10 protein-coding genes are annotated in these 11,322 nt (G+C 35.1%); 9 read left to right on the forward strand and 1 reads right to left on the reverse strand.

Going from position 1 to position 11,322, the window contains the following annotated elements; translation table 11 throughout:
- The first annotated feature begins 2 nt into the window (after positions 1-2).
- The 5 genes from B5X47_RS11940 to B5X47_RS11960 all read left to right on the forward strand — a co-directional run bounded on the left by B5X47_RS11940 (position 3) and on the right by B5X47_RS11960 (position 6,195).
- The gene (locus B5X47_RS11940; RefSeq protein ID WP_013362522.1) at positions 3-614 is read left to right on the forward strand and encodes a V-type ATP synthase subunit D; all 612 of its coding nucleotides are present in this window, start codon (positions 3-5) and stop codon (positions 612-614) included.
- A gap of 100 nt (positions 615-714) precedes the next feature.
- Positions 715-1,251 (forward strand): ribosome hibernation-promoting factor, HPF/YfiA family, encoded by a 537-nt coding sequence (gene hpf, locus B5X47_RS11945; RefSeq protein ID WP_013362521.1) that lies wholly within the window; start codon positions 715-717, stop codon positions 1,249-1,251.
- A gap of 242 nt (positions 1,252-1,493) precedes the next feature.
- Entirely contained in the window at positions 1,494-4,187 is a 2,694-nt protein-coding gene (secA, locus tag B5X47_RS11950) for a preprotein translocase subunit SecA (RefSeq protein WP_079590373.1), read from the forward strand.
- Positions 4,188-5,295, forward strand: a protein-coding gene (prfB, locus tag B5X47_RS11955; RefSeq protein WP_408605650.1) for a peptide chain release factor 2 whose coding sequence is annotated in 2 segments (ribosomal slippage) — positions 4,188-4,262 and positions 4,264-5,295 — 1,107 coding nt in all. Because the reading frame shifts where the segments join, the coding sequence is not laid out codon by codon here.
- Between the two features lie 36 nt (positions 5,296-5,331).
- Positions 5,332-6,195, forward strand: coding sequence for a DegV family protein (locus B5X47_RS11960; RefSeq protein WP_079590377.1), 864 nt, complete (start codon positions 5,332-5,334; stop codon positions 6,193-6,195).
- A 157-nt stretch (positions 6,196-6,352) separates the two neighbouring features.
- On the opposite strand, the gene B5X47_RS11965 is transcribed toward B5X47_RS11960, so the two are convergent.
- Positions 6,353-6,820: a YaaR family protein gene (locus tag B5X47_RS11965; RefSeq protein ID WP_079590379.1), complete on the reverse strand. Its 468-nt coding sequence runs from the start codon at positions 6,818-6,820 to the stop codon at positions 6,353-6,355.
- 198 nt (positions 6,821-7,018) lie between these two features.
- On the opposite strand from B5X47_RS11965, the gene B5X47_RS11970 reads away from it, so the two are divergent.
- The 4 genes from B5X47_RS11970 to B5X47_RS11985 are packed head-to-tail and all read left to right on the forward strand — an operon-like array spanning position 7,019 to position 11,314.
- Positions 7,019-9,562, forward strand: a complete 2,544-nt coding sequence (locus B5X47_RS11970) for a DUF6240 domain-containing protein (RefSeq protein ID WP_079590381.1) — start codon at positions 7,019-7,021, stop codon at positions 9,560-9,562.
- A 2-nt stretch (positions 9,563-9,564) separates the two neighbouring features.
- Entirely contained in the window at positions 9,565-9,852 is a 288-nt protein-coding gene (locus B5X47_RS11975; RefSeq protein ID WP_013362515.1) for an EscU/YscU/HrcU family type III secretion system export apparatus switch protein, read from the forward strand.
- A gap of 53 nt (positions 9,853-9,905) precedes the next feature.
- Positions 9,906-10,772 (forward strand): flagellin N-terminal helical domain-containing protein, encoded by an 867-nt coding sequence (locus B5X47_RS11980; RefSeq protein ID WP_079590383.1) that lies wholly within the window; start codon positions 9,906-9,908, stop codon positions 10,770-10,772.
- Positions 10,773-10,825: 53 nt separating this feature from the next.
- Positions 10,826-11,314 (forward strand): flagellar export chaperone FliS, encoded by a 489-nt coding sequence (locus B5X47_RS11985; protein ID WP_079590385.1) that lies wholly within the window; start codon positions 10,826-10,828, stop codon positions 11,312-11,314.
- The last annotated feature ends 8 nt before the right edge of the window (positions 11,315-11,322 follow it).

Raw genomic sequence — 11,322 nt, forward strand, 5'->3', positions numbered from 1 at the left:
AAATGTCACAAGAATTTACTCCTACAAAAGCTAATTTATTGAAGTCTAAGGATGCCCTTGATTTTTCTAAAAAAGGATTTTCTTTGCTAGATAAGAAAAGAACCGTACTGATTCGAGAAGTAATGGGGCTAGTTGAAAAAGCAAATGAAATTCAAAAATTAGTTGAGGAAAAGTTTGAAGAAGGATATAGAGCTCTTCAGGTCGTAAATATGACTATAGGAATCAATAATGTGCAAGAGATTGCTCTTTCTATACCAAAGGATGAGACCTTTGAAATTTTGTACCGCAGTATCATGGGATTAGAAGTCCCTACTGTAGAGTATGAAAAAAAAGAAGACCATCCGACCTACAGCTTTTATCGTACGAACCCTGCTATGGATATTGCGGCAAAAAAATTTCTAGAAATAAAATATTTAATTTATGAATTAGCAGAGATAGAAAATGCCGTTTACAAGATAGCAATGGAGATTAAAAAAACCGGCAAAAGGGCTAATGCACTGGATAAGATACAGATTCCACGATATGAAGAAGCAGTCAAATATATCCAAGATGTACTAGAGGAAAAAGAGCGTGAAGATTTTTTTAGATTAAAAAAAGTTAAAGATAGGTTTTAAACCTTCGATTTTGTGGTAAATAATATCTAACCAGTAAAATTTCTAACGTAAACTTAACGCACTTACTGGTTAGTATATGCAATTGAAGGGAGAGGCTTTTATGAGAGTTATCCTAAGCGGCAAGCAAATCGATGTTACAGAGGCAATGAGAAATTCAATTGATACAAAACTCTCAAGACTGGATAAGTATTTTAACGAAGAGGTGACAGCAAAAGTAACTGCTAGTGTATTTAGAAACCTTCACAAAATTGAGGTAACGCTACCTGTAGGAAAAACTGTTATGAGAGCAGAGGCTGTTGATACAGATTTATATAACGCGACTGATATCGTAGTTGATAAATTAGGCAGACAGATTCGTAAGCATAAGACAAAATTAATGGATAGAGGCAACGATACCATTAGATTTGAAAATATCGAAGCTTATATTCCTAGAGAAGAGGAGAAGGAAGAAGAACTTCACGGCAAGATTGTAAAGAGAAAGAGATTTGGTTTTAGACCTATGTCAGAGGAGGAAGCTATACTTCAAATGGAGCTACTTGGACATAATTTCTTTGTATTTACAAGTGCTGAAACAGATGCCATTACTGTTATTTATAAGAGAAAAGACGGTAACTACGGTATCTTGGAACCAGAGTAAAATATTAACCAAAAGGTTTATATAAAGGGTGAGCTTACTAAAAGAGGAACGAGAGTTCCTCTTTTTTAGTGAAAAAATTTAGAAAATATTACAAAATGGTAAAGATTGTGGAGACTTTGTATGATAGATTTCACAAAATTATTTTATGTGATATACTAAAATGTAGCGAATTAGACAGTAATTTCAGATTGAGATAGTATGAATATGTAATGTAAAAAAGATTAAGAAAAGAGGTATTTTACTTGGGATTTTTCGATAATTATCTAACCAAAAAAGAAATTAAGGCCTTACAAAAATCAGTAGATATCATAAACTCATTAGAGGATAGCATTGTTAAGCTTACGGATGCAGAGCTTACAGGCAAAACTCAAGAATTTATGAAAAGATATGAAAATGGGGAGACACTAGATCAGCTTCTTCCAGAGGCTTTTGCAGTTGCTAGAGAAGCATCAAAGCGTGTACTAGGTATGAGACACTATGATGTACAGCTTATGGGTGGTATGGTTCTTCATCAAGGACGTATAGCTGAGATGAGAACTGGAGAAGGTAAAACCCTAGTTGCGACTCTTCCAGTATATCTTAATGCTCTTTCAAAAGAGGGAGTACATGTAGTAACAGTAAACGACTACCTTGCAAAAAGAGATATGGAGTGGATGAGCAAGCTTTATAACTTTCTAGGGCTTACTACTGGGGTTATACTTCATGGAATCACTCCAGACCAAAGAAGAAATGCATACAATGCAGATATAACTTACGGAACAAACAACGAGTTTGGATTTGACTATCTAAGAGATAACATGGTAATTTACAAATCTCAAATGGTTCAAAGACCTCTTAATTATGCTATCGTAGATGAGGTCGACTCTATACTAGTGGATGAGGCAAGAACTCCTCTTATCATTTCTGGTCAGGGAGATAAATCTACTGCACTTTACACTATGGCAGATAGCTTTATTCGTATGCTAAGAAATGAAACAGATTATGTTATAGATGAAAAAGGAAATTCAGTTGCACTTAATGAATCAGGCGTAGAAAAAGCAGAGAAATTCTTTGCAGTTGAAAATATAACAGATATAGCAAATATGGAAACCTATCACCATATCAATCAGGCGCTAAGAGCTCACACTATGATGAAAAGAGACGTGGATTACGTAGTAAAAGACGGAGAGATTATCATAGTAGATGAATTTACTGGACGTCTTATGTTTGGACGTAGATATTCAGAAGGACTTCATCAAGCTATTGAGGCTAAAGAAGGGCTGAAGGTTCAAAGAGAATCAAAAACTCTTGCAACTATAACTTTCCAGAACTATTTTAGAATGTACAAAAAACTTTCTGGTATGACTGGTACGGCAAAAACTGAGGAAGAGGAATTTAAGTCTATTTACAGAATGGACGTTGTTCAAATTCCTACCAATAAGCCAGTTGTCCGTGAAGATATGGACGATGTAGTATACAAAACTGAGGCTGCAAAATATAAGTTTGCAGTTGATGAAATAGAAGAAAGACATAAAAATGGACAACCTATTCTAGTGGGTACTATTTCAATAGAAGATTCAGAGATGCTATCTGATATGCTTAAAAAACGTGGTATTCGTCACGAGGTTCTTAATGCAAAGAACCACGAAAAAGAGGCAGAAATAGTAGCTCAAGCAGGGCGCTTTGGACAGGTTACTATAGCTACAAACATGGCGGGGAGAGGGACTGACATCATCCTAGGTGGTAACCCTGAGTTTATGACAGTAAAAGAAATGAAAAGACTCGGTTATGCAGATGAAATCATCACTCAAGCTAGTGGGTTTGGCTATACTGAGGATGAAGAAATAAGAGAAGCGAGAGAAAAATATCACTCAATTCTAGAAGAAAAGAAAGAAGAATTAAAGGAAGAGCAAGATAAAGTAAGAGAAGCTGGAGGACTTTGCATCATAGGTACGGAGCGTCATGAGTCAAGACGTATAGACAACCAGCTTAGAGGTCGTGCAGGAAGACAAGGAGACCCTGGTACATCTAGATTCTTTATATCTCTAGAAGATGAGCTGATGAGACTATTTGGCAGTGACAGACTTATGGCTATGGTAGAAAAAATAGGTATGGACGACGATATGCCTATCGAGCACAAGATGCTGTCTAAATCTATAGAGGGAGCTCAGAAAAAAGTAGAGGGCAAGAACTTCTCTATACGTAAGCACGTACTTCAGTATGACGATGTTATGAATAAACAAAGAGAAATCATCTACAAGGAAAGAAGAAATGTACTTGAAGGTGAAGATGTTCATTCAGAAATCCTAGATATGATAGATAAAACTATAGACAAAGTGCTAAGCTATTACATTCCTGAAGGTTCATATCCAGAATCATGGGATTTAAAAGCACTAGAAGAAAGATTTGTAAACATCTTCCATCCAGACAAAAAAGTCGAAGTAGGCAATGTTGAAGATTTAACTAAAGAGAGCTTAAAGGAAATAATCAAAAATGAAGCGCTTAGACTATATGATGAAAAAGAAAAATTAGTAGGCGAAGAGCGTATGCGTGAGCTTGAGCGTATTATTCTGCTTCAGGTAGTAGATTCTAAGTGGATGGATCATATAGATGCTATGGATCAGCTAAGACAAGGTATAGGGCTAAGAGCGATAGGACAGGAAGACCCTGTAAGAGCTTACCAAATTGAAGGCTTTGATATGTTTGATGAAATGATTCAGTCTATTCAGGAAGAGACACTAAACTATATCTACGGCTTCCAAGTGAGAATTGAGGCTCAACCTATAGAGCGTAAGCAAATGGTAGATATGGATAAGCTTGAGCAAAAAGGTGGCTCTGAGACTGAAGAAGAAGGACCAAAGCAAATTAAAACAGACAAGGTAGTGGGCAGAAATGATTTATGTCCATGTGGAAGTGGCAAAAAATACAAAAAATGCTGCGGAAAGGATAGGGTTTAATTGCTAAATATCCAGGAACATAGAGAACGTCTGGACTATATGTCCAAATCTATTGAAGAATTGAGGGTTTCTCTTTGACATACCAGGATTAGCCCTTCACAAGCAGGAAATAGATAAAGAAATGAGCGAGCCGGAGTTTTGGAACGAGGTAGAAAAAGCTCAGCAGACCATGCAAAAAAATAAAGTAATAGAAGATAAACTAGAGCAGTTTGCTTCTTTGGAGTCAGAGCTAGAGGACGCTTTTGTCCTCTTTGAGCTGGCTGATGAGGATGCAAGTTTAGAAAAGGAGCTTCATAATGCTCTTAACTCTTTAGAAGAAAAAATAGATGAGCTTAAGATAGCAACCCTGCTCAGTGGGCCATATGATATGAACAATGCAATAGTATCCATACATGCAGGTTCTGGAGGACTTGATGCTCAGGACTGGACTAAAATGCTACTTAGAATGTACGACAGATTTGCTCAGAGCATGGGATTTAGAGTAATTGAGCTAGATATGATAGCAGATCCAGAGGCAGGAATAAAAAGCGTTACTCTAAAAATCGAAGGTGCTAATGCCTATGGTTATCTGAAGAGTGAAAAGGGAGTTCATAGGATTGTGAGAATTTCTCCTTTTGACACCTCTGGCAAGCGTCACACTTCTTTTGCATCTGTGGACGTAATTCCAGAGCTAGATGACAGCATAGAAATCGATATAAATCCAACTGATTTGAAAATAGATACTTACAGAGCATCTGGAGCTGGTGGTCAGCATGTCAACAAAACAGAATCTGCTATACGTATCACCCACCTTCCAACAGGAATAGTTGTACAATGCCAGAACCAGCGTTCTCAGCATTCAAACAAAGAAACGGCAATGAAGATGCTCATGGCAAAGCTCATAGAGTTAAAAGAGCTAGAGCATAAGGATAAAATAGAGGATCTTCAAGGTGAATATTCACAGATAAGCTGGGGTTCTCAGATTAGATCCTATGTATTTCAGCCCTATACTATGGTAAAGGATCATAGAACCAATACTGAGATAGGAAACGTACAATCAGTAATGGATGGAAATATAATGCCTTTTATCAATGCTTATCTTAAAGAAAACCAAGTTAAGCCTAGCTAAAGACAGATGAATTGTAACATATGAGGAGGAAAATGCATGGGTACTAGAGTTATCGCTGACAGTACCAGCTATATGGGAAAGCAGCTCCTTGAAAAATACAACATTAATCAGGTGTCTCTAAGTGTTGATTTTGGAGATGAAAGCTATAGAGAAACAGAAATTTCAAATGAAGATTTTTACAATCTAATGGATAAAAAAGGGATACCTAAATCCTCTCAGCCACCTATAGGAGAGCTAGTAAAAGCTTTCTATGATGTGGTTTCTAGTGGAGATAGCGCAGTTGGGGTTTTTCTTTCATCCGATATGAGTGGAACCTACCAAAGTGCACTTATGGCAAAAAACATGGTATTAGAGAAGCTTCCTGATGCAGAAATAGAAGTAGTTGATTCTAAATCAAACTGTATGCAGTTGGGATTCGCAGTGCTTGCTGCGGCAAAGGCAGCTATAGAGGGGCTTTCTTTAGATAAAATAGTAGAAAAAGCTAAAGACAATATAGATAGAAGCAGATTTTTGTTCATCCCTGATAATCTAGTATATTTAGAAAAAGGTGGAAGGATAGGAAGAGCTGGAGCTATGCTTGGCAACCTTCTTAAAATCATTCCAATCTTAACCGTAGAAGATGGAATAACTAGCATATACAAAAAGGTGAGAACAAAGCAAAAAGCTGTAACTCAGATGATTGAAAAAATCCTTGAGGATGCCAAAAATTTTGGAGGGCTTGAGGAACTAGTCGTACACCATATAAACTGTATAGATGAAGCAAAGCTAGTAGCAGAAAAGTTAAAGGAAATTCTTCCTATTAAAACCATAGCTATTCACGATATTGGCCCAGTTATAGGGCTTCATGTGGGTCCAGGAGCTATAGGAATAGCCTATTATACAAAAGAAAAAATGAGATAAAATAAAAAGCCATTTATAGGTAGGAGAGTCCTCTTATAGATGGCTTAATTTATATAATTCTATAAATAGATATAAAGTTAATAATATGGTTTAAAATAATTTATTTATGCATTTTGATATTCTAAATTTATAAAAATAAGTTTATTTTTTAGAATGGTTACATCATAATATCTAATAGCATTCCTCTTATATCGTCGATTTTTTTAAGGACTCCCATATGGTCTATCTGACCATTAATAAATTCTCTAGTTAGAGTGTCGAGCTCTCTATCTACAGTTTTTACTATAGAGTAATTTCTATGACGACCTCTTCTATCTAAAAAATTCTGATTTTGGAATTGATGAGAGTTTTGGGTCGCAACATTTAGAAACTCTTTTACGAGCTTTTTATATTCCAAAATATCCTTTAAATACATCTTTTCGCCGATTTTATCAGCTTGCTCAGTAATTTTTCCAAATATATTTTCAAGCTCTTCTTTTACGTTTTCAGATTTTATCTTCTCGAATTTTTCCAAAAACTCTGACCTAGAAGCCTCTTTGATGGCTGACTTACCTTCTAGTTTTATATTAGTAGCTAGGGGAAGCTGTTGTATACCCTTAATTCCTACTCCGTTAGCTCCTTGCATGGTATCCTCCTAGTTTTAAAAATACTTTACATACATATTCGTAAATATTTATCGGCACTTTAAAGAATATTCTTTAATCAATTTATAATCAATAGTCCAATATGCCTAGCATAGGACAAAGGTTGATATCAAGAGATTTAAAAGAGTTTCCGATAAAGATAGTGTGGATTTATTCAAAACAAAAGAAGGTGATAGTTAGTGATTCAGGGATACTCGTCAACGGGCAATATCTCATCAAAAAATATAAGTGAAGCATATATGAGCTTGCCATCTAACAGGGTCATTGAGGGCCAAGTAATTTCCAAGGATGGAAAGAATTTAAGAATAGAAGATAAAAGTGGAACAGTAATGGATTTAGTTCTTAAGAAAGAAGTAGAAATTTCTAAAGGACAGGTACTGGAAATTAAAAGAAGAGATATAGAATCTCTAAAAGTAGTAAGTCAGGATAAAATTACAGAAGAAAAAGAAGAAGAAGTGACTGACGAAGCTAAGCTAAAGGATTTGGGACTAAAAACAACTGACGAAAATAAAGATGCTATAAAAAACTTAAAAAGATTTGAAATTCCTATAACCAAAGAAAATATTGAAAGATATGTGGCCGTGAAAAAAACTATGGAAAATCTTAGAGCAAATCTTACTCTAGATGCTATAGCAAAGCTACAAGGCGCAGGCTACGACCTAGATAATATGTCTGTATGGGAAATAGAATCAGCTATGAATGATATATCTAAAAATGATACTACATCATTAGAAACTGAGGTTTTCAAGGCATATATGTCGAAAGATATGTCTTATGATGAAGCTAGAAAACTAGCTAAAGAGATTTATGGTGTAGATATGGGCAAGGATGTTCTAGATTCAATTAGAGCATTGTCAAAAATGGGCATTGAGATAAATAAATCGAATATTGATAATATACACGATGTATTTTCAAAGCTCCACAATATTAAAGATATTGATAATAAGACTTTGATTGATGCGATCAAATTAAATGAAGATGTGAGTATAGATGTGCTTTACAAGCTTAAAAACTATATTCAAAACTCATCAATTGCATCAGCCACGTCAAATAGCGTGGCTTACGGGGCATCTTCAGTGAGACCTCTAAGCGAAAATGATTTAAGTAATATGGAAAATGAAATAAAGAGATTTATAAAGGATATAGGCCTTAGTGAAGCCGATATTGATATTTCTAAGGATTTGCTCAGAAAAAATCAAGGTATAACTAAAGAAGCAGTAGAGAGTATAAAAGAATTACGTGAGATTCTATCAGAACTTCAAAAACTCATGGATAAAGATACGGCTGCTTACCTTATAAAGCAGGGATTAGATTTAGGCTCCAAGGATTTAAAAAGCTTGCTTGAGATGGTGAAAGAATTTCAGCAAGAGCTGGAGCTGATAAGCTTAAACCAGTTTACTCAAGAAGAAATATTAAAAGCCAATAAGCTGATTCAAGCTGTAAATAGTATTTCAAAGGATAAAATAGTAGACGAAAACGTAAAGCTAGTGAATTTAATTTCTGATAAGAAAAACAGCGATGGATATGAATTTTTATTTAGCCAAGCTAGAGAGCTAAAAGTGTTGTCTCATGCGGATACAGTAGTGCTAAGAGCAGCGGCTATAATTCAAAGTGTAGAATCTTTAGATACTGCGCAGATTAGTTCATATACTTCGAATATAAGTCTACTTGATATAGGAAGAGGAGCGAATATAGTACCAAGAGCCTTTAACTATCAAGTAAGCTTGACTTCTATGGAGTTTGAAGTAAGTACAGATACAGCAAATATTAATTCATTATCTTCAGGAGATAGCAATAAAACTGAAGCATATAAGCATTACCAGTATCTAAGAGTCAATATAAGAGCAGTTCATATTTATTCTATGGTAGCTGAAGGGATTGACCCTCTAAGAAGCGATATAAGAAATATGAGTGCTTATGTCGAGCAATACGAGTATAGAAGTAGTCAATATAGCCTTTCTACTATGAGCAGTTTTGATAGTTCTAAGCTAAGTGCAGATATAGTAAAAAACCCTAGCATAAATAGTATGCGCTCAGTAATGAGCATGGCAGATAATTTAAAACCAAAATCAATGGTTACCCAGCTAGTAGATAAAATTATGGAAGTAGCTGAAAGAAAAGATTTAGGGGATTTGACCAAGGTTATGAAGACAGTAGTTAAAACTCTTGAAAACAATAACAATCTTACTAAGGAAACTACTAAAGAGAATATGACTATGTTTTATCAGCATATGAAAGAGGCTGAAGAGATAGTTAAAACTCTAAAAAAAGAAGATAAAGAGGTTTTTGAAAAATATTTAAGACAGATGAGTGAATATCTAAAAGAAAGCAGCAAGGCTTCAAAAGGAGAATCCATGCTACAGATTCCATTTTATATGAATCAAGAAGGTTCTCAGGCCAATGTTTTTGTAAAAACACCTAAGCAAAAAGATAAAATTGACCCAGAGGATATGAGCATACTCATGGATTTAAGCACTAAAGGACTTGGGGATCTCGGATTTTATTTGAAAGTGGAGAATAAAAGTGTATCTGTAAAGATTTCAGCAGGAGAAAATGTACTTTCATCAATAAAAAATGAAATGACTTCGCTGGAAAATCTACTGCAAAATATAGGTTATGAGCTCAAAAAAGTTGAACTTTCAGGTGATGAGGATACAGCAAAAATATCATTTGTAGAAGAAACTGCTAGGCAGCTTCCTTCAGGACTGGATTTGAAGGTGTAGCTATGAAAGCAAATAAAGAGAAACTAAAAAAAGCTGTAAGCGTAACCTATGAGGATGAGCTAAGAGCACCTATAGTATCAGCAAAAGGTCAAGGTTATGTAGCAGAGAAAATAATAGAAAAAGCTCAGGAAAGCGGAGTGGCAACGTATTTTGATGAAGAGCTCCTTGAATCCTTGATGGCAGTAGCTATAGGGGATGAAATACCTGTAGAGCTTTATGAAATAGTTGCAAAGGTTCTCGCTTTCATAGAAAAAATAGACAATTTAAACCATATGAACGTTAAGAAATAGACTATAAATGTCGATAGATAAACCAGTGATTAAAACTTAGGAGGAATATTAAAATGAGAATAAATACAAATATAGCAGCACTTAACTCACATAGAATGTTAGAGAGAAGCAGTATGGCGTCTGCTAGAAACCTTGAAAAGCTTTCTTCAGGAACGAAAATTAACAGGGCTTCTGATGATGCGGCTGGACTTGCTATATCTGAAAAAATGAATGCTCAGATTAGAGGCCTTAAAATGGCATCTAGAAACTCTTTAGATGGAATTTCTTTAATTCAAACAGCTGAAGGTGCTCTTAATGAGGTACATGCTATGCTTCAAAGAATGAGAGAATTAGCAGTACAGGCTGCAAATGATACTAATCAGAATGTAGATAGAGATGCTATTGCAGATGAAATAGATCAGCTTATTCAGGAGATTGATAGAATTGGAAATAATACTGAATTTAACGGTATTAATTTATTTAATGGAAATCTAAGCATTACATCAACGGCTGTACCATTTACAGGAATGCAAGTATTAATTCAAAATGGTGCGAATGCAGACCAGATGGTAGCTATAGATTTGTACAAAATGAATGCTGAAGAGCTAAATTTAAGAACTTCTGCAGCTACAGTGCTTGTACAAGTTGATTCAAATTCTGCAGCTAATAATGCGATTACTACGCTAGAGGCTGCAATTTCTAAAATATCTGAACAGCGCTCTAAGCTTGGAGCATACCAAAACAGATTAGAAAAAACAATTGCGAATCTTGATAACACTGCTGAGAACTTGACTGGAGCTCGTTCTAGAATTCTCGATACTGATATGGCACTTGAAATGTCCGAGTTTACTAAGTTCAATATACTTCAGCAAGCTGGAACTGCTATGCTTTCTCAAGCAAATCAGCAGCCACAGATGATGTTAAAGCTTCTTAATGCTTAATAAATTAGTTTAGATATATTTAAAATGTGATAGTAAACTGGAGGTAAGTTTTAATGTCATATAAAGATGAACTGGCGGTAAAAATAGCTACCTATTCAGGCGAACAAATGGTTGCTTTGGCATATGAAGCACTTATTGAAAATCTTCAGGATGCAAAAGAAGCTATAAATTTAAAAGAAAAAGACATATTGAATGAAAAAATAGATCATAACAGAGAGATTCTAGCTCACCTTACGGCAACGCTTGGAATAGAGGAAGATGAAGTGTCTCTTACTACAAAGCAGCTTTATCTTTATATCAACAAGTTGATGACAGACGGAGTTATGAGGTATAATATAGCTGCGATTGATGAAGCTATAAAGATAATTATTCCTCTTAGAGATGGCTGGAGAGAGCTATCTCTAAAGCTAATGGAATTAGAATCACAAAAAATGCAAAGTAACCAATCTAAATCTGAAAAAGCCTCTGTATATACGGGGATGACTTATGGAAAGAGCGATGTTTCTATCTATTCAGATTCTAAGGATTGGGAAAAGGGCTAAAAAATTTA

It is taken from the genome of Acetoanaerobium noterae (assembly GCF_900168025.1).
GTDB lineage: Bacteria > Bacillota > Clostridia > Peptostreptococcales > Filifactoraceae > Acetoanaerobium > Acetoanaerobium noterae.

Bases quoted from the DNA above. Each gene is read 5' to 3' on its own strand.
- B5X47_RS11940 (WP_013362522.1), top strand. From the start codon at position 3: ATGTCACAAGAATTTACTCCTACAAAAGCTAATTTATTGAAGTCTAAG.
- hpf (WP_013362521.1), top strand. From the start codon at position 715: ATGAGAGTTATCCTAAGCGGCAAGCAAATCGATGTTACAGAGGCAATG.
- B5X47_RS11960 (WP_079590377.1), top strand. From the start codon at position 5,332: ATGGGTACTAGAGTTATCGCTGACAGTACCAGCTATATGGGAAAGCAG.
- B5X47_RS11965 (WP_079590379.1), bottom strand. From the start codon at position 6,820: ATGCAAGGAGCTAACGGAGTAGGAATTAAGGGTATACAACAGCTTCCC.
- B5X47_RS11975 (WP_013362515.1), top strand. From the start codon at position 9,565: ATGAAAGCAAATAAAGAGAAACTAAAAAAAGCTGTAAGCGTAACCTAT.
- B5X47_RS11980 (WP_079590383.1), top strand. From the start codon at position 9,906: ATGAGAATAAATACAAATATAGCAGCACTTAACTCACATAGAATGTTA.
- B5X47_RS11985 (WP_079590385.1), top strand. From the start codon at position 10,826: ATGTCATATAAAGATGAACTGGCGGTAAAAATAGCTACCTATTCAGGC.